Annotated in this window: 22 protein-coding genes; 20 read left to right on the plus strand and 2 right to left on the minus strand. The window is 63.5% G+C overall.

Annotation, left to right across the window (positions count from 1 at the left end; genetic code table 11):
* Window positions 1-93: 93 nt before the first annotated feature.
* The 3 genes from metH to PHO31112_RS00915 all read left to right on the plus strand — a co-directional run bounded on the left by metH (window position 94) and on the right by PHO31112_RS00915 (window position 4,255).
* Window positions 94-2,799, plus strand: a complete 2,706-nt coding sequence (gene metH, locus PHO31112_RS00905; protein ID WP_150619228.1) for a methionine synthase — start codon at window positions 94-96, stop codon at window positions 2,797-2,799.
* Between the two features lie 268 nt (window positions 2,800-3,067).
* Entirely contained in the window at window positions 3,068-3,778 is a 711-nt protein-coding gene (locus tag PHO31112_RS00910; protein ID WP_150619229.1) for an MgtC/SapB family protein, read from the plus strand.
* A gap of 144 nt (window positions 3,779-3,922) precedes the next feature.
* Window positions 3,923-4,255 (plus strand): hypothetical protein, encoded by a 333-nt coding sequence (locus tag PHO31112_RS00915; RefSeq protein WP_150618762.1) that lies wholly within the window; start codon window positions 3,923-3,925, stop codon window positions 4,253-4,255.
* 233 nt (window positions 4,256-4,488) lie between these two features.
* Here the strand turns inward: PHO31112_RS00915 and PHO31112_RS00920 are convergent, their stop codons facing one another.
* Window positions 4,489-4,815, minus strand: coding sequence for a DUF1840 domain-containing protein (locus tag PHO31112_RS00920; protein ID WP_150618763.1), 327 nt, complete (start codon window positions 4,813-4,815; stop codon window positions 4,489-4,491).
* 163 nt (window positions 4,816-4,978) lie between these two features.
* On the opposite strand from PHO31112_RS00920, the gene argS reads away from it, so the two are divergent.
* The 6 genes from argS to PHO31112_RS00950 all read left to right on the plus strand — a co-directional run bounded on the left by argS (window position 4,979) and on the right by PHO31112_RS00950 (window position 11,464).
* Window positions 4,979-6,733: an arginine--tRNA ligase gene (gene argS / locus PHO31112_RS00925; protein WP_150618764.1), complete on the plus strand. Its 1,755-nt coding sequence runs from the start codon at window positions 4,979-4,981 to the stop codon at window positions 6,731-6,733.
* Window positions 6,734-6,818: 85 nt separating this feature from the next.
* Window positions 6,819-7,511 (plus strand): SPOR domain-containing protein, encoded by a 693-nt coding sequence (locus PHO31112_RS00930; RefSeq protein WP_150618765.1) that lies wholly within the window; start codon window positions 6,819-6,821, stop codon window positions 7,509-7,511.
* Window positions 7,512-7,758: 247 nt separating this feature from the next.
* Window positions 7,759-8,442 (plus strand): thiol:disulfide interchange protein DsbA/DsbL, encoded by a 684-nt coding sequence (locus PHO31112_RS00935; protein ID WP_150618766.1) that lies wholly within the window; start codon window positions 7,759-7,761, stop codon window positions 8,440-8,442.
* A gap of 46 nt (window positions 8,443-8,488) precedes the next feature.
* A complete protein-coding gene (locus PHO31112_RS00940) occupies window positions 8,489-9,343 on the plus strand; it encodes an SDR family oxidoreductase (protein ID WP_150618767.1) in 855 nt (284 codons plus the stop codon).
* Between the two features lie 100 nt (window positions 9,344-9,443).
* A complete protein-coding gene (locus PHO31112_RS00945) occupies window positions 9,444-9,914 on the plus strand; it encodes a hypothetical protein (RefSeq protein WP_150618768.1) in 471 nt (156 codons plus the stop codon).
* 230 nt (window positions 9,915-10,144) lie between these two features.
* Window positions 10,145-11,464 carry an MFS transporter gene (locus PHO31112_RS00950; RefSeq protein ID WP_150618769.1) on the plus strand — a complete coding sequence of 440 codons (1,320 nt, stop codon included), beginning with the start codon at window positions 10,145-10,147 and terminating at the stop codon, window positions 11,462-11,464.
* A 101-nt stretch (window positions 11,465-11,565) separates the two neighbouring features.
* On the opposite strand, the gene PHO31112_RS00955 is transcribed toward PHO31112_RS00950, so the two are convergent.
* Window positions 11,566-12,648 carry an MBL fold metallo-hydrolase gene (locus PHO31112_RS00955; RefSeq protein WP_150618770.1) on the minus strand — a complete coding sequence of 361 codons (1,083 nt, stop codon included), beginning with the start codon at window positions 12,646-12,648 and terminating at the stop codon, window positions 11,566-11,568.
* Window positions 12,649-12,779: 131 nt separating this feature from the next.
* Between PHO31112_RS00955 and PHO31112_RS00960 the strand changes: the two genes are divergently transcribed.
* From PHO31112_RS00960 to PHO31112_RS01010, 11 genes are all read left to right on the plus strand, one after another.
* The gene (locus tag PHO31112_RS00960) at window positions 12,780-13,217 is read left to right on the plus strand and encodes a MerR family transcriptional regulator (RefSeq protein ID WP_150619230.1); all 438 of its coding nucleotides are present in this window, start codon (window positions 12,780-12,782) and stop codon (window positions 13,215-13,217) included.
* Between the two features lie 170 nt (window positions 13,218-13,387).
* Entirely contained in the window at window positions 13,388-13,873 is a 486-nt protein-coding gene (locus tag PHO31112_RS00965) for a PaaI family thioesterase (protein ID WP_150618771.1), read from the plus strand.
* 98 nt (window positions 13,874-13,971) lie between these two features.
* The gene (locus tag PHO31112_RS00970; RefSeq protein WP_150618772.1) at window positions 13,972-15,153 is read left to right on the plus strand and encodes an isovaleryl-CoA dehydrogenase; all 1,182 of its coding nucleotides are present in this window, start codon (window positions 13,972-13,974) and stop codon (window positions 15,151-15,153) included.
* Window positions 15,154-15,238: 85 nt separating this feature from the next.
* Window positions 15,239-17,044 (plus strand): bifunctional isocitrate dehydrogenase kinase/phosphatase, encoded by a 1,806-nt coding sequence (gene aceK / locus PHO31112_RS00975; RefSeq protein WP_150618773.1) that lies wholly within the window; start codon window positions 15,239-15,241, stop codon window positions 17,042-17,044.
* Between the two features lie 48 nt (window positions 17,045-17,092).
* Window positions 17,093-17,773 carry a carbonate dehydratase gene (can, locus tag PHO31112_RS00980; protein WP_150618774.1) on the plus strand — a complete coding sequence of 227 codons (681 nt, stop codon included), beginning with the start codon at window positions 17,093-17,095 and terminating at the stop codon, window positions 17,771-17,773.
* Between the two features lie 150 nt (window positions 17,774-17,923).
* The gene (locus tag PHO31112_RS00985) at window positions 17,924-19,108 is read left to right on the plus strand and encodes an acetyl-CoA C-acetyltransferase (RefSeq protein WP_150618775.1); all 1,185 of its coding nucleotides are present in this window, start codon (window positions 17,924-17,926) and stop codon (window positions 19,106-19,108) included.
* 47 nt (window positions 19,109-19,155) lie between these two features.
* Window positions 19,156-19,833, plus strand: coding sequence for an SDR family oxidoreductase (locus tag PHO31112_RS00990; RefSeq protein ID WP_150618776.1), 678 nt, complete (start codon window positions 19,156-19,158; stop codon window positions 19,831-19,833).
* Between the two features lie 193 nt (window positions 19,834-20,026).
* The gene (locus PHO31112_RS00995; RefSeq protein ID WP_150618777.1) at window positions 20,027-20,632 is read left to right on the plus strand and encodes a 2-hydroxychromene-2-carboxylate isomerase; all 606 of its coding nucleotides are present in this window, start codon (window positions 20,027-20,029) and stop codon (window positions 20,630-20,632) included.
* Between the two features lie 19 nt (window positions 20,633-20,651).
* Window positions 20,652-21,074 carry a YchJ family protein gene (locus PHO31112_RS01000; RefSeq protein WP_150618778.1) on the plus strand — a complete coding sequence of 141 codons (423 nt, stop codon included), beginning with the start codon at window positions 20,652-20,654 and terminating at the stop codon, window positions 21,072-21,074.
* A 66-nt stretch (window positions 21,075-21,140) separates the two neighbouring features.
* Window positions 21,141-22,748 (plus strand): carboxyl transferase domain-containing protein, encoded by a 1,608-nt coding sequence (locus tag PHO31112_RS01005; protein WP_150618779.1) that lies wholly within the window; start codon window positions 21,141-21,143, stop codon window positions 22,746-22,748.
* 34 nt (window positions 22,749-22,782) lie between these two features.
* Window positions 22,783-23,574 (plus strand): enoyl-CoA hydratase/isomerase family protein, encoded by a 792-nt coding sequence (locus PHO31112_RS01010; RefSeq protein WP_150618780.1) that lies wholly within the window; start codon window positions 22,783-22,785, stop codon window positions 23,572-23,574.
* Window positions 23,575-23,637 lie beyond the last annotated feature (63 nt).

Here is a 23,637-nt window from a genome sequence, read left to right on the forward strand (position 1 = left end):
CCGCGCGATCGCCATGACTGGCGCGTCAACCACTGAACGGATTGCCCCATGAGCCAAACGCCCTTCCTGAAGCCTGTTGAACCAGTGCAGCCGATGCGCCTGTCCGGCCTCGAGCCCTTCAACATTGGCGAGGGCTCGCTTTTCGTGAACGTCGGCGAGCGCACCAACGTCACGGGTTCGAAAGCGTTCGCGCGCATGATTCTGAACGGCCAGTTCGACGAAGCGCTCGCGGTCGCCCGCCAGCAGGTCGAGAACGGCGCACAGGTCATCGACATCAACATGGACGAGGCCATGCTCGATTCCAAGGCGGCGATGGTGCGCTTCATGAACCTGATCGCCTCCGAGCCGGACATCGCGCGCGTGCCGATCATGATCGACTCCTCGAAGTGGGAAGTGATCGAGGCGGGCCTGAAATGCGTGCAGGGCAAGGCCATCGTCAACTCGATCTCGCTCAAGGAAGGCCGCGAAGCGTTCGTGCATCACGCCAAGCGCATCCGCCGCTATGGGGCCGCCGCCGTGGTCATGGCCTTCGACGAACAAGGTCAGGCCGACACCTACGCGCGCAAGACCGAGATCTGCGAGCGCAGCTATCGCGTGCTGGTCGACGAGGTGGGTTTCCCGCCCGAGGACATCATCTTCGATCCGAATATCTTCGCGGTAGCCACGGGCATCGAAGAGCACAACAATTACGCAGTCGACTTCATCAACGCCACACGCTGGATCAAGCAACACCTGCCCGGCGCGAAGATCAGCGGCGGCGTGTCGAACGTCTCGTTCTCGTTTCGCGGCAACGACCTCGTGCGCGAGGCGATTCACACGGTGTTCCTGTACCACGCGATTCAGGCGGGCATGGACATGGGCATCGTCAACGCCGGCCAGCTCGGTGTGTACGAGAACCTCGATCCCGAACTGCGCGAGCGCGTCGAAGACGTGGTGCTCAACCGTCGCGAGGACAGCACCGAGCGGCTGCTGGAAATCGCCGACCGCTTCAAGGGCGGCGCGCAAAAGCGCGAAGAAAATCTGGAATGGCGCAACCAGCCTGTCGAAGCGCGTCTCGCCCACGCGCTGGTGCACGGCATCACGACGTTCATCGTCGAAGACACCGAGGAAGTGCGCCAGAAGATCGAGACCGCCGGCGGGCGTCCGATTCAGGTGATCGAAGGCCCGCTCATGGACGGCATGAACGTCGTGGGCGATCTGTTCGGCGCGGGCAAGATGTTCCTGCCGCAGGTCGTGAAAAGCGCGCGCGTGATGAAGCAAGCCGTCGCGCATCTGGTGCCCTTCATCGAGGAAGAAAAGGCGCGCATGGCCGCTGCCGGCGAAGACGTTCGCTCGAAGGGCAAGATCGTGATGGCCACGGTCAAGGGTGACGTGCACGACATCGGCAAGAACATCGTGACCGTGGTGCTCCAGTGCAATAACTTCGAAGTCGTCAACATGGGCGTGATGGTGCCGTGCGCCGACATCCTCGCCAAGGCGAAGGAAGAAGGCGCGGACATCATCGGCTTGTCGGGTCTCATTACGCCGAGCCTCGAAGAGATGGCGTATGTCGCCTCGGAAATGCAGCGCGACGAGTACTTCCGCCTGCGCAACATTCCGCTGCTGATCGGCGGCGCAACGACTTCACGTGTGCATACCGCAGTGAAGATCGCGCCGCACTACGATGGCCCCGTGATCTACGTGCCGGATGCGTCGCGCTCTGTGTCGGTCGCCTCGAACCTGTTGTCGGACGAATCAGCCGAGCGCTACCTTGCCGAGATCAAGACGGACTACGAGCGTGTGCGTCAGCAGCACGCGAACCGCAAAGCCACGCCAATGGTCTCGCTCGCGACCGCCCGTGAGAACAAGTTCAAAGTCGACTGGTCGACCTACGTTCCGCCCAAGCCGAAATTCATCGGCCGGCGCGTGTTCAAGAACTACGATCTGGCCGAGTTGGCGGCATTCATCGACTGGGCGCCGTTCTTCCAGACGTGGGACCTCGCAGGCCCCTACCCGGCGATTCTGACGGACGACATCGTCGGCGAATCGGCCCAACGTGTCTTCGCCGACGGCAAAGCCATGCTCGATCGCCTGATCAAGGGCCGCTGGCTGACGGCCAACGGCGTGATCGCGATGCTGCCCGCCAACGTGGTCGGCGACGACGACATCGAAATCTATACAGACGAATCGCGCTCGGAAGTGGCCTTCACATGGCATAACCTGCGCCAGCAGAGCGAGCGCCCCGTCGTGGATGGCGTGCGCCGCCCGAACCGCTCGCTGGCCGACTTCATCGCCCCCAAGGACAGCGGCGTGGCCGACTACATCGGCGTGTTCGCGGTCACGGCAGGTCTTGGCGTCGACGCCAAGGAAGCCAGCTTCCTCGCGACTCACGACGATTACAGCGCGATCATGCTCAAGGCGCTGGCAGACCGTCTGGCCGAAGCGTTCGCGGAGTGCATGCACGCCCGCGTGCGGCGCGACTTCTGGGGCTACGCGAGCGCCGAGCAACTCGATAACGACGCCCTCATCAAGGAGGCGTACGTCGGCATTCGCCCAGCGCCGGGCTATCCGGCGTGCCCGGAACATTCCGTCAAAGGCCCGATGTTCCATTACCTGCAGGCCCACGAGATCAACATGAGCGTGACGGAATCGCTCGCCATGCTGCCCGCAGCGAGCGTCTCGGGCTTCTATCTGTCGCATCCGGACAGCACGTACTTCAGCGTCGGCAAGATCGGCCCCGATCAGGTCGAGGACTTCATGGAACGCGCGAACGTGGACGAGGCGACCGCCCGGCGTCTGCTCGCGCCGCAACTGTCGTAGGAACATCCTGCAAATGCGATCCGGCGTGCGGTGGAGCTACCGCACACCGGATCGGGATGCCATAATCGCGGCGGCGCACCGACGCGGCAATCGCAGCCATTCGACCGGCAGCCGGGCAGACCCGCCGTCTGTCTTCCCCGGTGTCACGTGTCTGTCGCAACCGAAGCGTAATGTCCCGCCCGTTCGGGCTGATCCAGCCGATCGGATCCCCGGCCTCCGGCCCCCGCCATATGCCGGCTGGCTCACTTCGAGACGTTTCATGCACGCACTGCAAAGCATCCAGAATTTCCAGCTCCTCCCGCTGCTCAACACGGCAGTCGCGCTATTCGTCGCGTTCGCGCTCGGCACGATCATCGGCGTGGAACGGCAAGTCCGCCAACGCACGGCCGGCCTGCGAACCAACGTCCTCGTGGCCGTGGGCTCGGCGGCATTCGTCGATTTGTCGATGCGGCTCATGCCTGGCGACACCCGCGTGATTGCCTATGTGGTCTCGGGGGTCGGCTTCCTCGGCGCGGGCGCGATCATGAAGGACGGTGCCTCGGTGCGCGGCCTGAATACCGCCGCCACGTTGTGGGGCTCGGCCGCTGTGGGCGCCGCCGCCGGGGCGGGCCTGATCGTCGAAGCCTGCGTAGTGGCCGCATTCGTGCTGGCCGCCAACACGCTGTTGCGTCCTATCGTGAACAGCATCAACCGTACCCCAATCAATGAGGCAACGTCCGAAGCAACTTACGCACTGTCCGTCATCTGTGCACGCACAACGCAGCGCGAAGTGCTCGACAAGGTGGAAGCCTGGCTCGAAGCGTCGAACTATCCGGTGCGGGCGCTGGACATCCATCCGTTCGGCGAAGCGGAAGTCGAGATCGAGGCGCTGCTGCTGCCCACGGCAGTCAAGGCAGGCGAACTCGACGCACTCACCGATCATCTCGAAACGCTGCCCGGCGTCAATCAGGTGTTCTGGTCAAGCCGTTCGGACGATTAAGCAAAAAAGCCGAATTACAATCGATTACAAAGCCTTACAGCACCACACGCAGTGTCTTCTTAGACTGGAATCTCACTAACGCAAGTGATGCCTGCACCACAGACGTTCCTTCGATGTGCAGCGCAAAGTAAAGGAGTCCATCTGATGAAGAAGCTGATTATTTCGGTTGCTGCCCTGACCCTCGCCGGTGCCTCGGCACTGAGTTTCGCGCAAGGTTCCGCCAGCGGCAGTGCGGCAAGCCCCGGCCGCAGTGCGGCGACGGAGCCGTCGACCCCGATGGCAATGCCGATGCCGAGCCAGGCTTCGCCGAACGCGCGTCAGACCCCGACGCCGGGCGCACAAACCATGACGCCGTCGGCCCCGCATTCCAACTCGCATGCGCAGAAGTCGCGTCACACCAAGAAGGCGCCGGGCAACGGTAGCGCGGGTAACGACGCCGCCAATGCTGCGGATAATGCACCGGGCAAGGTGCAGTAGTACCGGCACAGCGGTAACACATCAGGGAATCGGCGCCGCCATGGTTCGCGGCCTTTCACGGCATGCAGGATCTTCACGTCCGGTAAAGCTCGTTAAGGCCGGCACCCTCCTCGCCTGGAGGCGGCCCGTCTGCCATATTCCACAGGACACAAAAAAAGCAGGCCCGCGATTTGCGGCCTGCTTTTTTCATTCCACGCGCTCGGTTCCCTTATCGGGCGAGCGGTGTCGAGTGTTCAACGATTACCGACTTCCCACATCACGGCCACGTTTTCCTTGCGGGACTCACGCAGCATGTCGAGCAGCGGATAGGCACGTTGCGCCAGACGCAGGCGATCGTCCTCATCGCGCTCTTCGGATTTCTTGCCCTCGCTTTCCTTCTTCGCAGCGGCATTGTCTTCCGCGATGGCAGCCTCGAGCTTGGCGATGGCCTCGCCCATTTCGTCTTCGCCGATCGCACCGCGCTCCCCGAGCTTCTTGCCCACCAGCCCGAGCAGAAACTGCGCGAGATTCTCCAGCATGGTGATCGTGGGCGAGGCGTGCGATTTGAACGTTACCAGCATGGTCGTCTCCCTATTCGAGTTATCACCACCGCCGCCCCGAGCTTGTCACGCAACGAGGGTGGACCGGCGGGTACCGTGACTTCATCATACACCTGTTAAAATCCGGTGCTGACGATTCAATTGCCTGTCCGGACGTGTCCGGACGCACCCGAAACACCCGCCAATGCTACCCGCCCAAAAGAATGCTCTCGTCGAGTTGATCGGCGATGTCGTCGCCGGTTTGATACCCGCAGACGGCACCGCGCCCGTCATCCTGCTCGAACGCCCGAAAGTCGCCGCACATGGCGATCTGGCCTGTAACGTGGCGATGCAACTCGCCAAGCCACTGCGCGCCAACCCGCGCGAGCTGGCCCAAAAGATTGCCGACGCCATCCTCGCCGACGCCCGTGCGAAGGGACTCGTCGATGCCGTCGAGATCGCCGGTCCCGGCTTCATCAACCTGCGACTGGCCAACGCCACCAAGCAGTCGGTCGCCCGCGCGATTCTGACCGAAGGCGCCGCCTTCGGCCGCAACGCCGCCAGCAACGACGCCGCGCCGGTGCTCGTCGAGTTCGTTTCGGCCAACCCGACTGGTCCGCTGCATGTGGGCCACGGCCGTCAGGCCGCGCTCGGCGACACGATCTCGGCATTGCTCGGCACGCAGGGCCGTCCGGTCCACCGCGAGTTCTACTACAACGACGCGGGCGTGCAGATCCAGACGCTCTCGACCTCGGTGCAGGCACGTGCGCGCGGCTTCAAGCCGGGTGACGCCGAGTGGCCGGAATCGGCTTACAACGGCGACTACATCGGCGACATCGCACAGGATTTCCTCGCAGGCAAAACCGTGCAGGCATCCGACGGCGCGCCCGTCACCGGCAGCGGCAACATCGATGACATCGACTCGATCCGCGCGTTCGCCGTGGCCTACCTGCGCCGCGAACAAGACATCGATCTGCAAACGTTCGGCGTCATCTTCGATCAGTACTACCTCGAGTCGTCGCTGTACGCCGACGGCAGTGTCGAGCGCACGGTGCAAGCCCTTATCGACGCCGGCGTCACGTACGAACAGGAAGGCGCGCTGTGGCTGCGCACGACCGACTACGGCGACGACAAGGACCGCGTGATGCGCAAGTCCGACGGCACGTACACCTACTTCGTGCCGGATGTCGCCTATCACGCACGCAAGTGGGATCGCGGCTTCCATCAGGTCATCAACGTGCAGGGCTCGGACCACCACGGCACCATCGCCCGTGTGCGCGCCGGTCTGCAGGCACTGGGCATCGGCATTCCGAAGGGCTATCCCGACTACGTGCTGCACAAGATGGTCACCGTCATGCGTAACGGCGAAGAGGTGAAAATCTCCAAGCGCGCAGGCAGCTACGTGACCGTACGCGACCTGATCGAATGGTCGGGCGGGATTACCGCGGAAACGCCAATCACGGACCCCACCGAGCGTGAAGCCGCACTGCGCCGTGGCCGCGACGCCGTGCGTTTCTTCTTAATTTCACGCAAGGCCGACACCGAATTCGTGTTCGACGTGGATCTCGCGCTCAAGCAAAACGACGAGAACCCGGTGTATTACGTGCAGTATGCGCACGCGCGCATCTGCTCCATCCTGACGCAGTGGGGTGGCGACGAGACCCAACTGGTCAACGCCGGCCTCGCGCCGCTCGACAGCGAGCGCGCGCTCGCGTTGTTGCAGTTGCTCGCCGAATACCCGGACATGCTCACGCGCGCCGCCGAGGAATTGGCACCGCACGCGGTGGCTTTCTATCTGCGGGATCTGGCGGGGGCGTTCCACTCTTTCTACAACGCCGATCGCGTGCTGGTCGACGACGAAATCGTCAAGCACGCGCGTCTGGCGTTGCTGGCGGCAACGCGTCAGGTGTTGCGCAATGGCCTTGCCGTGCTGGGTGTGTCTGCCCCAGCCAAGATGTAAGCCCCGGCAAGGTCTGTTCACGCCAATTACCCAACCATTCCGAACGGCAAACGCATCGGAACTCTGTAAGGACGGAATCGACTCGATGGCAAACACACGTCGACCACCCCGCCAGCGGGGCGGTACTTTCCTGGGCATCGTGCTCGGCCTGATCGTTGGGCTGGCCGTTGCCGTCGTCGTTGCGCTGTACATTACGAAAACGCCGACACCGTTCGTCGAAAAGACGCCGCCGCGTCCCTCCGAGAACTCGCCGGCCGCCCAGGCGCCCGATCCGAACAAGTCGTTGCAGCCCCGTACGCCGCTGCCTGGCGCGGCATCGGCGCCTGTCGCACCGGAAACGGCTTCGCAGGCAGTGACGTCGCCGCTCGTGCCGGGCACGCCGGTCGAACCGGCCGCCCCGCCGACGGCCTCCGCCCCGACTGCACCGGCCACACCGCCCGCCCATACCAAGCCGTCGCCGGCCGACATCCTCAATGGAAAGTCGACGGTTCCGGTGGCACCGCCGACCACGCCGCCCGCCAGCGCAACGGATAACGCCAACACGGGTTACTACCTGCAGGTAGGCGCGTTCAAGTCGCAGACCGACGCCGAGCAACTGCGCGCCAAGCTGGCCCTCTCGGGCTTCGAGGCAAAGGTCACGCAGCGCGATGCAAACGGTCTGACACTGTACCGCGTGCGCCTCGGCCCGTACGGCAAGCTCGACGAGATGAACCACGTGCGTCAACGCCTGCAGGATGGCGGTTTCGACACGGCAGTCATCCGTTTCACGAAGCAATAAGCGCAAAAGGCGTTGCACCCTACGTGCAGCGCCTTTTGTGTCTCCCCCCCGAAACCGCCGCGCCCGTCAGCAGAAACGCGGAAAAGAACGCATCATTCGGGAGGTTCCGGCATCGCCGGACCGTTGAACCCGGCGGCACATCGCCGGTCATATGCACTGTCTCATTTGCCTGAATCCGGGATATGGTTTCGCAGGAGCGCCGCTCAACCGATTGCTGGTGCGTCTGCCTCACTCCTAAATAACGATCATGAAAAAACTTCTTGGTGCCGTACTGATTTCTTTCGGTTTCCTCTCCGGCGCGGCCTCGGCCTCGCCTGAAGCCCCTGTCGCGGGGAGCGATTATCTGGTGTTGCCGCAGGCGCAGCCCACATCGGCCGGCGCGGGAAAGATCGAAGTGACCGAGTTCTTCTGGTACGGTTGCCCACACTGCAGCGCGCTTGAGCCGTCGCTCGAAGCCTGGGTGAAGAAGCAAGGCAAGGACGTCGTGTTCAAGCGCGTGCCGGTCGCGTTTCAGGACCGTTTCGAACCGCACACCCGCATGTTCTACGCACTGACCGCGCTGGGCCGCGAAGGCGAACTCACGCCGAAGGTCTTCAACGAGATCCACGTCAAGCACAACTACCTGCTGACGGCGCAGACGCAAGCCGACTTCCTCACGCAGTTCGGCATCGAAAAGCAGAAGTACATGGATGCCTATAACGGCTTCTCGACCCAAGCCAGCGTGAAGACGGCCAACAAGACGTGGCAGGATTACAAGATCGACGGCGTGCCGACGATCGCGATCCAGGGCAAGTACCTGGTCTCGCCGGCCACCTCGGGCGACGCGCTGCAAAAGGCCGGTAAGCCGGTCACAAACGAGCAGCAGACGTTCGATGCGGCGCTCAAGACAGCCGACTCGATCATCAACCAGATCCGCGCGAAGAAGCTGTAAGCTTCGCCCATCACAAAGCCCGGCCCCGGCCGGGTTTTTGCGTTATATGGCCACACACACGACATCACCGAAAGTCTTCATCACGGGCGCCTCGAGCGGGTTGGGCGAGGCGCTCGCGCGTCACTATGCCGCCGAGGGCGCCATCCTCGGGCTGGTGGGCCGTCGCGGCGACAAGCTCGCCGATCTTGCCGCCACGCTCCCGCATCCGCACGCCGTGCATTGCTATGCGCTCGACGTGCGCGACGCGCTCGCCCTGCACGCCGCCGCGGAAGACTTCATGTCGCGCCATGGTGTGCCGGACATCGTGATCGCCAATGCGGGTATCAGCCATGGTGTGCATACGGAAGACGCGGCCGATCTGCCGCACTTCGCCTCGGTGATGGATACCAACTGGTTGGCGATGGTCGCCACCTTCTGCCGCTTCGTCGCGCCCATGCGCGAGCGCAAGCGCGGCACGCTTGTGGGCATCGGCAGCGTGGCCGGTGTGCGCGGGTTGCCGGGGCACGGGGCCTACAGCGCGTCGAAGGCAGCGGCGATGACGTATCTGGAGAGCCTTCGGGTGGAACTGCGTGCCGACAAGGTGGCCGTCGTGACGATCGCGCCGGGCTACATCCGCACGCCGATGACCGATGACAATCCGTTCCCGATGCCGTTCCTGATGGACGCGGATAAGTTCGCGCGCAAGGCGGCCGCAGCGATTGCGCGTCGCAAGCGCTTCGTGGTGCTGCCGTGGCCGATGGGCATCGTGGCTTGCGCCATGCGATGCCTGCCGCGCTGGCTCTACGACATGCTTTTCGCCCGCGCACCGCGCAAGCCGCGTCTGTCGGAGCGCAAAGCGAAAGATAGCGCGCCGGCAAACCCGGACAAACCGCCAGACACACCACCCAACGGCACCGCATAGCCGATCTCGCGGGGACATCCCCCAAAGCACCGAGCGAGCCGGGGAAACGCGGTGAGATGCACGTTACAGTGCCCCAAACCTCTCACCCGCGACGTCCCTCATGAACGCCATGTCAACGCAAGACGCGTCAAGCGCTTGCCTCAATCGCGGCGTTGCCCCCCTCCGGCGCATCGCCCTCATTTTTCTCGCACCGCTCGCCTTCGTCGTTTCCGGATGTGCGGTGATGGACCCCGATAACTGGCAGGTCTTCGGCCCGCCGCAATCGTACGTTCGGCCAGCGCCGGTCATCGTGGCACCTGCACCGGTCATCGTCACACCAGCGCCAATGATCATTGCGCCGCAACCGCCCGTGTACATCGGTCCGGCACAGCCTTACATCGTTGTGCCGCAGCCCCGGCCGCGCTCCTCTCGCGATACGGCTCACTTCCTGAGAGAGCGATGCTATCTCGAGAAGGGCGGTTGCTACACCACCGAGTATCAGCAGCGCTACGAGTACGACCCCTACAGCGGCACGTGGGGATGGGTCGGACAGCGCGACTACCGCTGGAAGGGCAGCCGCAGCAATCGCTGAACCCCGCCGCGCCGCTACCCCCCGCCTGAAATCCACTTCCCTGTGACGGTTGTCCGGAATTTTGACCCGTTGTGGTGCATTACCAACCTGCGCTAGAGTGCCTGTGTAACTTGAATAGAGGTACACACGACGTTAAACCGGTCTTGCCGCCATAGAGCGGGCGTATGCCGACGCACGTTACATCGCATACCGATCCGACTGCGGCATTCCCAACCAAGCAGGAGAGGTATATGCAGGCAACCCCCACCGGCGCGCCGGTTATCGATCCGGCATTGCGACGCAAAGCCGTGATCGGTTCCACGCTGGGCAATGCATTCGAGTGGTTCGACTTCACCGTCTACGGCCTTTTCGCCGTCGTCATCGCAAAACTCTTTTTCCCCGCAGACAACGATACGAACTCGCTGCTCGCGAGTGTGGCCTCGCTTGGCGTGGCGTTCTTCTTCCGTCCCATCGGCGGGCTCGCGTTCGGTTTGTACGCCGATCATGCCGGCCGCAAGTCGGCGCTCTCGGTCATGGTGTTGCTCATGGCGCTTGGCACGGGCCTGATCGGTCTTGCACCGACGTACGCGACCATCGGCTTCGCCGCGCCGCTGCTGATCCTGCTTGCGCGGGTGATTCAAGGCTTCTCGGCAGGCGGTGAATTCGGCGGCTCGACGGCCATGCTCATCGAGTTCTCGCCGGCGCATCTGCGCGGCTTCTACGGCAGCTTCCAGATGTGCTCGCAGGCGTTGGCCGTGGCACTCGCCGGGCTTTGCGCCTATCTGCTCAACACCGGGCTGACGAAGGAAGCCCTCGAATCGTGGGGTTGGCGTCTGCCGTTCCTGTTCGGGATTCTGATCGGGCCGGTGGGCTTTTACATTCGACGCCGCATGACGGAGTCGCCCGAGTTCCTGGCCTACGCCGCCGCGCGTGAACCGACGCGCCGCACGCCGCTCGCCGACGTCTTTTCGAAACACTATCGTTCGCTCATCGCGGGTTTCGGCCTGACGGTGGCGGCAACAACGTCGTTCTACGTGACGCTGATCTACACGCCGATCTACGCAGTCAAGCAGTTGGGCCTGACGCAGGGTTCCGCAAGCCTCTCGACGTTCATCGCCGCCATCCTGATCGCCGCAATGTGCCCGTTCACAGGGTGGATTTCGGACCGCGTCGGCCGCAAGCCGCTGATTCTGCTGTTCGTGCTGCTCTACGGCCTGGTGTCGTTCTGGATGTTTACGCGTTTGCACGGCTCGCCGTCGATGGGCAACCTGCTGCTCGCGCAGATTCTCCCGGCCGTCTGCATGGGCTTCGTGTGGGGGGCGTTCCCGACAGCGGTCACGGAAGTGTTCCCGGTCGGCGTTCGCTCGACGGGTGTGTCGATTCTCTACAACCTCTCGGTGATGCTGTTCGGCGGTCTCGCGCCGTTCTGGATCACGTATCTGATCAAGGCGACGCAGAATCCGCTGGCACCAGCGTATTACATTCTGCTGACGGTGGCGATCAGTCTGGTGACGTACGGCCTGATGGGCCGCGAAGGCCGGGAGGCGCCGGCGTCGGCGCTGCACGCCTGAGACGCCGCATTCGCGACACGATGAGAAATGCCCCGGTGACGACGCGCTCACCGGGGCATTTTTTCATTGCCGCCGAAGGCGGTGGGAGATCCGGCCGGAGATCAGACCGGAGAGAAGCGCCAGACGCCCTTCGCGTCGCGCTCGCGCTTGAGTTCACCCGCCCGCCAGAGCATATGCAGATGCGCCAGCGCTTCGCCCATGGCGAAGGTCGTCTGGTGCGCATCGAGCTTGCGATGGAACATGATGGGCACGATATCGCCCGCGCTCTGCGGCGACCTTGCGCACGCTTCGCGCACCTCCTGCAAGCGCGCGGCATGATGGTCGCGCAGTTGGCGAATGCGCGTGTGCAATCCGGTGAACGGCCGGCCGTGCGACGGCAGCACGAGGCAATCGGCCGGCAGATCCAGGTACACGCCCAGCGAGTCGAGAAACAGTTGCAGCGAGTTGGCTTCCGGTTCGATGTCGAACACGCTGACGTTGGTCGAGATGCGCGGCAGCACCATGTCGCCCGAGATCAGCACGTTATGCTGCTCGGAGTACAGCGCCATATGTTCCGGCGAATGGCCGTAGCCCGCGATCAAACGCCAATCGCTACCGCCAATGCGCAGCGTATCGCCATCGCGCAAGCGGAAGTAACGCGAAGGCACTTCGGGGACGAGATCGCTGAAATAGGTCTTCCGGTTGCGAATCTGGTCGATCATCGCTTCGTCGGCCAGCCCGTGCGAGATGAAGTGCGTCACCGCGAAGTCGCCACCGGCATTAGCCGCATTGTTGTTGTCGCCCTCCGACATGAGACGGCCCCACGCGTAGTCGCCCAGCGACATGGCGAGCCGCGCTTCCCAACGTTGCTTGTCGCCGCCCTTGCAGATCCAGTGCGCAAGACCGAGGTGATCGGGGTGGCAGTGCGTGACGACAACGCGCAATACCGGCTCGCCGCCCAGGGCACTGTCGAACACCTGCTCCCAGTACGCCTTGATCTGCGCGTGCGTGATGCCGCAATCGACAACCGTCCAGCCTTTGACGCCATCCACCTCGTCGCGTAGCAGCCACAAATTGATGTGGTCGAGCACGAACGGCAGCGGCATACGTACCCAGAAGACGCCGGGCAACACTTCGTGCACCGTGCCGCCATCCGGCAGGAAATCGCCAAGGGGATAGTTCAGTTGTTGTTCGAGGGCATTCACGGGGGGACCACGCTCCAGATGGACTTGTTCTCTTATTGTCAGGTTAACGCCGTCACCGATTGCATACGATGCAAGTTGACGCTAACGTAAACGGCAATTCTATCTGCAATGGTAAGCACTTGCTTAACCCGATGCTCACATACACGATCACCGACCTCGCCCGCGAGTTCGACATCACACCCCGTGCGATCCGCTTCTATGAGGATCAGGGTTTGCTCACGCCGGCCCGCGAAGGCCCCGGCGGACGCCATCGCGTCTACACTGGGCAGGATCGCACACGTCTGAAGCTTACGCTGCGTGGCAAACGTCTCGGGCTCACGCTCTCGGAGATCAAGACCATTCTCGATCTCTACGAGTCGCCCAAGGATACGGTGCCCCAGCTCAAGGTGTTCCTCGAGACCCTCTCGCAACACCGGCAAGTGCTCGAACAGCAGCTTGAAGACCTGCACGCCACGCTGGACGAAGTTTCGCAGCACGAAGCCCAATGCCTCGCGTTGCTCGAGGCAGCGGGTGAAGCCGCACCCGCCTGCGTCGTCCGGCGGACGAAAGCGGCAGCCACGTCGCACTGATTCGCGGCGGCCCGGCTTCCGGTGCCCGCTGGCGTGCGCCCAGCCCAGCGGGTTCCCTTCCCTCCTGACGATGTCGTTTCGCGACTCAGGAAACCCCTTACTTTACGTTTACGTAAACGTAAAGTAGTATCTCCGAACTCAATCTTGCCGGCGCTTTTGCCTCCCTCACCATGGTCAACACGCCTGTCTCTCACGCCGCACCGCTCGACGATGACGTCGCCGCGAGAATTCGCGGCAGTTTCGACCAACAGGGCGTGATGACCCATTGGGGTGCACAACTCACGCATCTCGCCGACGGTTACTGCGAAATCTCGCTGCCGTTCTCGGACAAGGTCAACCAGCAGCACGGCTTTTTTCATGGCGGCGTGATCGGCGCCATTGCCGACTCGGCGGGCGGTTACGCGGGCTACACGCGCATTGCGCCGGATCAGGAACTGGTCACGGCGGAATACAAACTGAACATTCTGGCGCCCGGCAAGGGCGATACACTGGTCGGACGCGGTCAGGTCGTGAAATCCGGACGCACGCTCATCGTCGCCACCGCCGAATTGTTCGCCATCGACGACGGCAAATGGACGCTGTGCGCGCTCATGCAGCAAACGCTGTTCGTGCTGGCGGGCACGCCCCCGGCCGCCTCGGCATCCGTCTCACGCTGAGCGCCGCCGCACCGGACTCACCGAATCAACGCCGCTCGAATCACCCTCGAACATCAGCGCAGGCAAGCCGCCATGCGCCACCCTCTGGAGACTGTGTCATGACTACGTTGCCCGGCCTCAATTTCATGCTCGGCGAAGACCTCGACATGCTGCGCGAATCGGTCGCGAACTTCGCGTCCAAGGAAATCGCACCGCGCGCGGGCGAAGTCGACCGCACCGACCAGTTCCCGATGGATCTCTGGCGCAAGATGGGCGAGCTCGGCGTGCTCGGCATGACGGTCTCGGAAGAGTACGGCGGCGCGAACATGGGCTATCTCGCCCATATGATCGCGATGGAGGAAATCTCGCGTGCCTCGGCGTCGATCGGTCTGTCGTATGGCGCGCACTCGAACCTCTGCGTCAACCAGATTCATCGCAACGGCACCGCCGCACAGAAGGCGAAGTACCTGCCGAAGTTGGTATCGGGCGAGCACGTCGGCGCGCTCGCGATGAGCGAGCCGAACGCGGGATCGGACGTCGTCAGCATGAAGCTGCGCGCGGAAAAGCGCGGCGACCACTTCGTGCTCAACGGCACGAAGATGTGGATCACGAACGGCCCGGATTGCGACACGCTGGTGGTCTATGGCAAGACGGATCCGGAAGCCGGCGCGCGCGGCATGACGGCGTTCCTCGTCGAAAAGGGCATGAAGGGCTTTTCGGTCGCGCAAAAGCTCGACAAGCTCGGCATGCGAGGCTCGCACACGGGTGAGCTCGTGTTCGAAAACGTGGAAGTCCCGGAAGAGAACGTGCTCGGCCAGGTGGGCGGTGGCGTGAAGGTGCTCATGAGCGGTCTGGACTACGAGCGCGCCGTGCTCGCCGGCGGCCCGCTGGGCATCATGCAAGCCGCCATGGATGTGGTCGTACCGTACATCCACGACCGCAAGCAGTTCGGCCAGTCAATCGGCGAATTCCAGCTCATCCAGGGCAAGGTTGCCGACATGTACACCATCCTGCAGGCAAGCCGTGCATATCTGTACGCGGTGGGCCGTCAGCTCGATTCGCTCGGCAGCGATCACGTGCGTCAGGTGCGCAAGGACTGCGCGGGCGTGATTCTCTACACGGCCGAAAAGGCGACATGGATGGCTGGGGAAGCGATCCAGATTCTGGGCGGCAACGGCTATATCAACGACTACCCGGTCGGCCGCCTGTGGCGCGACGCGAAGCTCTATGAAATCGGCGCGGGCACGTCGGAAATCCGCCGCATGCTGATCGGCCGCGAACTGTTCGCGGAAACCCTGTAACCGAGATCGACCCACGACGGACATTCAGGCGCAGGCAGCGGCGCTACAATCCACCGAACCCGCCTCTGCGCCTGTTCCGACCGGTATGAATCACTTCCCGAAACTCCTGTCGTCGCAGTTTGCTTTCGACGTCGCCCGCACGATGCTGGACGGCTTCGACAAGCATTACCGCATCTTCCGCGAGGTATGCGTCGCGGCGCAGGCATGTTTCGAGGCGGGCGACTTCACGGGCATCCAGAAGCTCCAGCGCGAGCGCATCGCCTATTACGACCAACGCGTGCGCGAATGTACCGTGACGCTCGAAGACGAGTTCGACGCCCAGTCGCTCGACGACGATGTGTGGCAGCAAGTGAAACTGCACTACATCGGCTTGCTCACGGACCATCGTCAGCCCGAACTGGCCGAGACGTTCTTCAACTCAGTGTGCTGCAAGATCCTTCACCGCTCGTATTTCAACAACCGCTTCATCTTCGTACGCCCCGCCGTGGCAACGGAGTACATCGAGAACGACGCGCTCGCCGCCAAGCCCACCTATCGCGTCTACTACCCGGCGCAAGACGGCATGGCCGCCACGCTCACGCGCATCGTCACGAATTTTCAGCTCACCCGCCCGTTTGCCGATCTGTCGCGTGACGTCGGCTATGTGATGCGCGCTATCGACGAGGCGTTCGGCGAGTTCGAACCGGCACCGAATTTTCAGATTCATGTGCTCGCGTCGCTGTTCTTCCGAAACAAGGCGGCCTATATCGTGGGCCGTATCGTGAACGGCGACGTGACCATGCCGTTCGCCGTGCCGATCATGCACGACGCGAACGGCAAGCTCGCGCTCGACACCGCCCTGCTGCGCCGTGACGACCTGCGCGTGGTGTTCGGCTTTACGCATGCCTATTTCATGGTCGACATGGAAGTGCCGTCGGCCTACGTGCAGTTCCTGCGTACCATCATGCCGAGCAAGCCCAAGGCCGAGATCTACACGTCGCTCGGTCTGCAAAAGCACGGCAAGAACCTGTTCTATCGCGATTTCCTGCATCATCTGAAACACTCGAGCGACAAGTTCGTAAGCGCGCCGGGCATTCCCGGACTGGTGATGCTGGTGTTCACGCTGCCCTCGTATCCGTATGTCTTCAAGCTGATTCGCGAGCGCTTCGCGCCGCCCAAGGAGACCACGCGCGAGCAGGTGAAGGCGAAGTATCTGATGGTCAAGCAACATGATCGCGTCGGCCGAATGGCCGATACGCTGGAGTTCTCGAGCGTGGCGTTCCCGCTCTCGCGCTTCGACGACGCCCTGCTCGCCGAGCTTCGGCGCGAAGTGCCATCGCTGCTCGAAGTCGACGGCGACGCGCTCGTCATCCGCCATTGCTATATCGAGCGCCGCATGACGCCGCTCAATCTGTGGCTCCAGGGGGCGTCCGACGCGCAGGTGGAGCACGCCATGCGCGAGTACGGCAATGCCGTGAAGGAGTTGATGGCGGCGAACATTTTTCCGGGCGACATGCTGTACAAGAATTTCGGCGTGACGCGTCACGGCCGGGTGGTCTTCTACGATTACGACGAACTGGAATACCTGACGGATTGCCACATCCGTCGCGTGCCGGAACCGCGTAACGAAGAAGAGGCGATGTCGGGGGAAGTCTGGTACCGTGTAGGCCCGCACGACGTGTTTCCGCAGACGTTTGAAACGTTTCTGACGGGCGACACGCGCGTGCGGCACTATCTGAGCCAGCATCATCCGGATTTCTTCGACCCCGGCCTGTGGCAGGACTATCAGGACAGGGTGCGAGCCGGACAGATGCACGACTTCTATCCGTACGATGTCTCACTGCGTTTCGTCAATCGCTACGGCACCGGCAGCGGTGCCACGAACGCCCCGCCCCGCGCGGCGGCCGCTTGAGCGTGCGACGTCTCCCAGCCCACGACATATCCGCCGGATGACACGATCATGACCGAAGACCAAGACCAACCTCTCATCCATCTGCTCGACAACAATCGCGCCTGGGTTGCCAGCGTGAACGCGGAGGACCCCGCGTTTTTCGAGCGGCTGTCGAAGCTGCAAGCGCCGGAGTATCTCTGGATCGGCTGTTCCGACTCACGCGTCCCTGCCAACCAGATTACCGGCCTTGCGCCGGGCGAAGTGTTCGTCCACCGCAATATTGCGAACGTGGTCGTGCACAGCGATCTGAACTGCCTGTCGGTATTGCAGTTCGCCGTCGAAGTGCTGAAGGTCCGCCACATCATGGTGGTCGGCCATTACGGCTGCGGCGGCGTGGGTGCGGCACTCGACGGCGAGAAGATGGGCCTCGTGGATAACTGGCTGCGCCATGTGCGCGACGTCTACGAGCAGCACATCGAGCAGATCGACGCGCTGCCCTCGCGCGACGCGCGTCACGACCGCCTTTGCGAGCTTAATGCCATTGAACAAGTCGTGAATATCTGCCACACGACGGTATTGCGCGACGCCTGGGCCCGCAACCAACCCGTGACGGTGCATGGCTGGGTGTACGGCCTGCGCGACGGGCTGGTGCGCGACCTGCGCATGTCCGTCAACAGCCTCGAAGCCCTGCCGCGCATCTACGACCGCTGTGTCGCGGCGATGGACGAATTACGCAATCCACGCGCTTGAGCGATCGGCGCCGTCAGGCTGCGCCGGGCACCCCTTCATCCGAAGGGGCGCATGGACGATGGAAGGACTGAAGCATTGGATATTCGGGGGCTGACGAGCCCGTCTGCGAAGACGAATCGCTAGCCCCACCACCGATTACAGGAGACTGCCATGCAACAAGACCCGATCGTTATCGTTTCCGCCGCTCGCACGCCGATGGGCGGCCTGCAAGGGGTATTCGGCGAAGTCGCGGCACCGCAACTGGGTGCTGCCGCCATTCGTGCCGCTGTCGAGCGCGCCGGTCTGAGGCCGGAGCAGGTCGACGAAGTGGTAATGGGCTGCGTGCTGCCCGCCGGTCAGGGCCAGGCCCCGGCGCGTCAGGCCACGCTCGGCGCCGGGCTGCCGCTCGCCGCGGGCGCCACCACCGTCAACAAGATGTGCGGCTCCGGCATGCGCGCCGCGATGTTTGCGCACGACATGCTCGTCGCCGGCAGTGCCGACGTCATTGTCGCCGGCGGCATGGAGAGCATGAGCAACGCGCCTTATCTGCTGCCCAAGGCGCGCGTCGGCATGCGCATGGGGCACGGTCAGGTGATCGACCACATGTTCTTCGACGGTCTGGAAGACGCCTACGACAAAGGCCGCCTGATGGGCACCTTTGCCGAGGAATGTGCCGACCGTTACGCCTTCACCCGCGAAGCGCAGGACGCCTTCGCCATCGCCTCGCTCGAACGTGCCCAAAACGCCATCAAGGACGGGTCGTTCGCGTGGGAAATCACGCCGGTGACGGTGGCTGGCCGCAAGGGCGACACAGTCGTCGATCAGGACGAACAGCCGCTCAAGGCAAATCCCGAGAAGATCCCGACCCTCAAGCCCGCTTTCCGCAAAGATGGCACGGTAACGGCCGCCAATTCGTCGTCGATCTCGGACGGCGCCGCCGCGCTCGTGCTCATGCGCGAATCGACGGCCACGCGCCTCGGGCTCACGCCGCTTGCCCGCATCGCCGGTCACAGCACCTTCGCTCAGCAACCGGGCCTGTTCACCACTGCACCGGTCGGCGCCATGCGCAAGCTGTTCGACAAGACCGGCTGGTCGACCAAGGACGTCGATCTTTACGAAATCAACGAAGCCTTCGCTGTCGTCGCGATGGCCGCGATGCAGGAGTTCGACCTGCCGCACGAGAAGGTCAACATTCACGGCGGCGCCTGCGCGCTCGGCCACCCGATTGGCGCATCCGGCGCACGTATTCTGGTCACGTTGATCGGTGCGCTGCGCAAGACCGGCGGCAAGCGCGGTGTCGCCAGCCTGTGTATCGGCGGCGGCGAAGCCACGGCCATGGCCATCGAACTCGTCTGACGCTCTACCCCTCTGACTCCGGCACTGCCCGACAGGACAAACCCGCCATGAAAACTGCGCTCATCATCGGTGCTTCGCGCGGCATCGGCATGGAATTCGCGCGGCAGTATCGCGAGGACGGCTGGCGCGTGTTTGCCACGGCGCGCGACGACAATGGACTGGCGGCCCTGCGCGAACTCGGCGCCGAACCGCTCAAGCTCGACGTCACGCGCGTCGAGTCGCTCTCCGGCCTGTCGTGGCAGCTCGACGGCGTGGAACTGGACGTCGCGGTCTACAACGCCGGCGTGAATTCGGACCGCACGGCGGGCCTTGCGCCGATCACGAAAGAAGCCTTCGACCGCGTGTTCCACACGAACGTGCTCGGCGCCATGCAAACCGCACCGCTCGTCTTGCCGTTCGTCGAAGCCGCAGGCGGCACGTTCGGTTTTCTCTCGAGCCGCATGGGCAGCGTTGCGCTGATGGAGTCGAACGGAAGCTGGCTCTACCGCGCGAGCAAGGCTGCCGTGAACTCGGTGGTCAAGGCCGTATCGCTCGAAGCGCAGCGCGCCACATGCGTTGCCATGCATCCGGGCTGGGTACGTACGGATATGGGCGGCGAGGACGCCGACATCGACGTGCAGACAAGCGTGGCCGGCATGCGCCGCGTGTTCGCCCGAGCGCCGGGCGAACGCGCAACGCACAACGGCGGGTTCTTCAATTACGACGGCAACGCGCTCACGTGGTAGCCACTGGGTCATGCGGGCCGCAGGCGTGAGCCATTCACTCAGGAACGGCGCACGGAGACGAGACAAGACAAGTAGCGACCGGGCAGAAATCGCCCGGCGTCAGACGGAATAACAAGCTGTAGCACAAGCTGTTGCCACACCGCCGTATCTTTTGATTCGCGGGCCAGACACGTCACTCGGAAACGGAGCCAACATGACGTCCGCCATCGACTTTTATTTCGACTTCGCATCCCCTTATGGGTATTTTGCGAGTACCCGCATCGACGACATCGCCGCAAAAAACGGACGCGGTGTCGCGTGGCACCCAATCCTGCTCGACATCGTCTACAAGGTGAACGGTACGGGGGCGCCGGTGCAGCATCCGATCAAGACCGAGTATCTGCGACACGATGTGGAGCGCACCGCGCGCTTTCACGGCATTGCATACAAGCGCCCGACGCACTTCCCAATCCCGACGCAAGCCGCCGAGCGCGCCATGCTGTGGGTGCAGGATCATCGCGGCGGCGACCTGTCTGCGGAGTTCGCAAAATCGATCTTCCAGGCGTTCTACGTCGACGACGTGAACATCGGCGACCCGGGCGAGCTCGTGCGTCTGGGCGAGGCGCTGGGCATCGACGGTGCGGCGCTCGACGCCGGCATGCACTCCCCCGCCGCCAAGGATCACCTCAAGGCCGAAATCGATCTGGCCATGGCGCGCGGCGTCTTCGGCTCGCCCTTCGTGATCGTGGACGGCGAACCGTTCTGGGGCTTCGACCGCTTCTCGCAGGTCGAGGCCTGCCTGAAGCAAGGCAAGATCTGACAACAAGGCAAGACACACGATGGCAAGACCTCAACCGTCGCACAGCATCACGACACCGGCCCTCGATCGCGAAGCCTGCCCTTGCGGCGGACTCACGTTCGACGACTGCTGCGGGCGCTATCTGGAGCGCGGCGACATTCCCCCCACGGCCGAAGCGCTGATGCGCTCGCGCTACACAGCGTTCGTGCGTCACAACGCGCCGTACCTGCTCGACACATGGGCGGCACGCACACGTCCCGCCACGCTCGACTTCGACGACGCACCGCAGTGGCTCGGCCTTCAGGTCAAAGCGCATCGGCAAAGCGACGACAGTCACGCCGAAGTCGAATTCGTGGCCCGTTACAAGGTCGGCGGACGCGCCCACCGCTTGCACGAGCGCAGCCGCTTCGAGCGCTCCGACGACGGCCGCTGGCGCTATATCGACGGCGACCTGTTCGACTGAAATCGCGCGGGCCCGCGTACCGAAAACGAATTCAACGACAACTCACCCTCCACCGGATTTCGTCACATGCCGATTCTCGAAAGCAAACTCAACCCGCGCGGCGAAGACTTTGCACGCAACGCGGCCACGATGCAGACCCTGGTCGACGACCTGCGCGAACGGGTAGCGCAACTGGCCGGTGGCGGCGGTGAGGCCGCGCGCAAGAAGCACGTGGGGCGCGGCAAGCTGCTGCCGCGCGAGCGCGTGCAGCAGTTGCTCGATCCGGGCTCGCCGTTTCTGGAACTCTCGCAACTCGCCGCCATCGGCATGTATCACGACGATGCGCCGGGCGCGGGCATCATCACCGGCATCGGACGCGTCTCAGGTCAGGAATGCGTCATCGTCTGCAACGACGCCACGGTCAAAGGCGGCACCTACTACCCGATGACGGTCAAGAAGCATCTGCGCGCGCAAGAGATCGCCGAGCAGAACCATCTGCCGTGTATCTACCTTGTCGACTCGGGCGGCGCCAATCTGCCGAATCAGGACGACGTCTTCCCCGACCGCGATCACTTCGGCCGCATCTTCTACAACCAGGCGCAGATGTCCGCGCAGGGCATTCCGCAGATCGCCGTGGTGATGGGCTCGTGCACGGCCGGTGGCGCCTACGTGCCCGCGATGAGCGACGAGTCGATCATCGTCAAGGAACAGGGCACGATCTTTCTCGGCGGCCCCCCGCTTGTCAAGGCGGCGACGGGCGAGGTCGTCAGCGCCGAAGACCTCGGCGGGGCCGACGTCCACACCCGGCTGTCGGGCGTGGTAGATCATTTCGCGCAGAACGACGCGCACGCGCTCGCCATCGCACGCAGCATCGCCGCCAACCTCAATCGCCAGAAGCCGGCGACGGTCGCGGTCAAGCCGCCTGTCGAGCCGAAGTACGACGCCCGCGAACTGTATGGCGTGATTCCGTCCGACACGAAGAAGCCGTTCGACGTCCGCGAAGTGATCGCCCGTCTGGTCGACGGCTCCGAATTCGACGAGTTCAAGGCGCGCTACGGCACCACGCTCGTGTGCGGCTTCGCGCATCTGTGGGGCTATCCGGTCGGCATCGTGGCGAACAACGGCATTCTGTTCTCGGAGTCGGCGCAAAAGGGGGCGCACTTCATCGAGTTGTGCTGTCAGCGCAAGATCCCGCTGATCTTCCTGCAAAACATCACGGGCTTCATGGTCGGCCGCAAGTACGAAAACGAAGGCATTGCGAAGCACGGCGCCAAGATGGTGACGGCTGTCGCCACCGCGAACGTGCCGAAGTTCACCGTCATCATCGGCGGCTCGTTCGGCGCCGGTAACTACGGCATGTGCGGTCGCGCGTACTCGCCGCGTTTCCTGTGGATGTGGCCCAACGCCCGCATCTCAGTGATGGGCGGAGAGCAAGCCGCGTCGGTGCTGGCCACGGTCAAGCGCGACGGCATCGAAGCCAAGGGCGGTCAGTGGAGCGCCGAGGAAGAAGATGCCTTCAAGCAACCGATCCGCGATCAGTACGAACGTCAGGGGCATCCGTACTACGCGAGCGCTCGCCTGTGGGACGACGGCGTGATCGATCCGGCGGATACCCGCACCGTGCTCGGACTGGGACTGTCGGCGGCATTGAATGCACCGATTCCCGAAACACGCTTCGGCCTGTTCCGCATGTAACCGCCTGCACCGGTCCATTGAGGAATTCCCAATCATGAATCTCGCCACGCTAAAACTCAGCGTCGACGCCCACGTCGCCACGATCACGCTCAATCGTCCGGACGTGCGTAACGCCTTCAACGAAACGGTCATCGAGGAATTGACGGGGGCGTTTCGCGCGCTCGCCACGAACGACGACGTGCGCGTCGTCGTGCTCGCGGCGGAAGGTGTCGCATTCTGTGCTGGCGCCGACCTGAACTGGATGAAGAAGATGGCCGGTTATTCGGACGCCGAGAACCGCGCCGACGCGATGACGCTCGCCGTCATGCTGAACACCATCTACCGATGCCCGAAGCCGGTGATCGCCCGCGTGCAGGGCGACACTTACGCCGGTGGCGTGGGTCTCGCCGCCGTGGCCGATATCGTCGTCGCCGTGGACACCGCGCACTTCTGCCTGTCCGAAGCGAAGCTGGGGTTGATGCCGGCCACGATCGGCCCCTATGTCATTCGCGCCCTCGGCGAGGCGGCCTCGCGCCGCTACTTCCTCACCGCCGAGCGTTTCACCGCGTCCACGGCGCAACGGCACGGCCTCGTGCACGAAGTCGTTACCGCAGACGCACTCGACAGTACCGTGCAGGCGCTCGCCAAGGCGCTTGCCGACAACAGCCCGAACGCCGTGAAGGAGTGCAAACGCCTGGTGCAGGACTTCGCGGGCCGTGCCATCGACGACGAGACCATCGCCGAAACGGCAGACCGTATCGCGACGATCCGCGCATCGGACGAAGGCCGCGAAGGGGTGCAGTCGTTCCTTGAAAAGCGTTCACCGTCGTGGCGCGAGGTGTCCTGAGCCCTGCGCACGCGCCAACACGCATCATCGGTTACAAATTTTTTTGAGGAGGGCCGACGGCGG

Source organism: Pandoraea horticolens (assembly GCF_902459555.1).
GTDB classification, from domain to species: Bacteria; Pseudomonadota; Gammaproteobacteria; order Burkholderiales; family Burkholderiaceae; genus Pandoraea; species Pandoraea horticolens.

What these genes read in the sequence shown, in the direction of transcription:
- metH (WP_150619228.1), top strand. Translation starts at nt 94, where the DNA reads ATGCGCCTGTCCGGCCTCGAGCCCTTCAACATTGGCGAGGGCTCGCTT.
- PHO31112_RS00915 (WP_150618762.1), top strand. Translation starts at nt 3,923, where the DNA reads ATGAAGAAGCTGATTATTTCGGTTGCTGCCCTGACCCTCGCCGGTGCC.
- PHO31112_RS00920 (WP_150618763.1), bottom strand. Translation starts at nt 4,815, where the DNA reads ATGCTGGTAACGTTCAAATCGCACGCCTCGCCCACGATCACCATGCTG.
- argS (WP_150618764.1), top strand. Translation starts at nt 4,979, where the DNA reads ATGCTACCCGCCCAAAAGAATGCTCTCGTCGAGTTGATCGGCGATGTC.
- PHO31112_RS00930 (WP_150618765.1), top strand. Translation starts at nt 6,819, where the DNA reads ATGGCAAACACACGTCGACCACCCCGCCAGCGGGGCGGTACTTTCCTG.
- PHO31112_RS00935 (WP_150618766.1), top strand. Translation starts at nt 7,759, where the DNA reads ATGAAAAAACTTCTTGGTGCCGTACTGATTTCTTTCGGTTTCCTCTCC.
- PHO31112_RS00940 (WP_150618767.1), top strand. Translation starts at nt 8,489, where the DNA reads ATGGCCACACACACGACATCACCGAAAGTCTTCATCACGGGCGCCTCG.
- PHO31112_RS00945 (WP_150618768.1), top strand. Translation starts at nt 9,444, where the DNA reads ATGAACGCCATGTCAACGCAAGACGCGTCAAGCGCTTGCCTCAATCGC.
- PHO31112_RS00950 (WP_150618769.1), top strand. Translation starts at nt 10,145, where the DNA reads ATGCAGGCAACCCCCACCGGCGCGCCGGTTATCGATCCGGCATTGCGA.
- PHO31112_RS00960 (WP_150619230.1), top strand. Translation starts at nt 12,780, where the DNA reads ATGCTCACATACACGATCACCGACCTCGCCCGCGAGTTCGACATCACA.
- PHO31112_RS00965 (WP_150618771.1), top strand. Translation starts at nt 13,388, where the DNA reads ATGGTCAACACGCCTGTCTCTCACGCCGCACCGCTCGACGATGACGTC.
- PHO31112_RS00970 (WP_150618772.1), top strand. Translation starts at nt 13,972, where the DNA reads ATGACTACGTTGCCCGGCCTCAATTTCATGCTCGGCGAAGACCTCGAC.
- aceK (WP_150618773.1), top strand. Translation starts at nt 15,239, where the DNA reads ATGAATCACTTCCCGAAACTCCTGTCGTCGCAGTTTGCTTTCGACGTC.
- can (WP_150618774.1), top strand. Translation starts at nt 17,093, where the DNA reads ATGACCGAAGACCAAGACCAACCTCTCATCCATCTGCTCGACAACAAT.
- PHO31112_RS00985 (WP_150618775.1), top strand. Translation starts at nt 17,924, where the DNA reads ATGCAACAAGACCCGATCGTTATCGTTTCCGCCGCTCGCACGCCGATG.
- PHO31112_RS00990 (WP_150618776.1), top strand. Translation starts at nt 19,156, where the DNA reads ATGAAAACTGCGCTCATCATCGGTGCTTCGCGCGGCATCGGCATGGAA.
- PHO31112_RS00995 (WP_150618777.1), top strand. Translation starts at nt 20,027, where the DNA reads ATGACGTCCGCCATCGACTTTTATTTCGACTTCGCATCCCCTTATGGG.
- PHO31112_RS01000 (WP_150618778.1), top strand. Translation starts at nt 20,652, where the DNA reads ATGGCAAGACCTCAACCGTCGCACAGCATCACGACACCGGCCCTCGAT.
- PHO31112_RS01005 (WP_150618779.1), top strand. Translation starts at nt 21,141, where the DNA reads ATGCCGATTCTCGAAAGCAAACTCAACCCGCGCGGCGAAGACTTTGCA.
- PHO31112_RS01010 (WP_150618780.1), top strand. Translation starts at nt 22,783, where the DNA reads ATGAATCTCGCCACGCTAAAACTCAGCGTCGACGCCCACGTCGCCACG.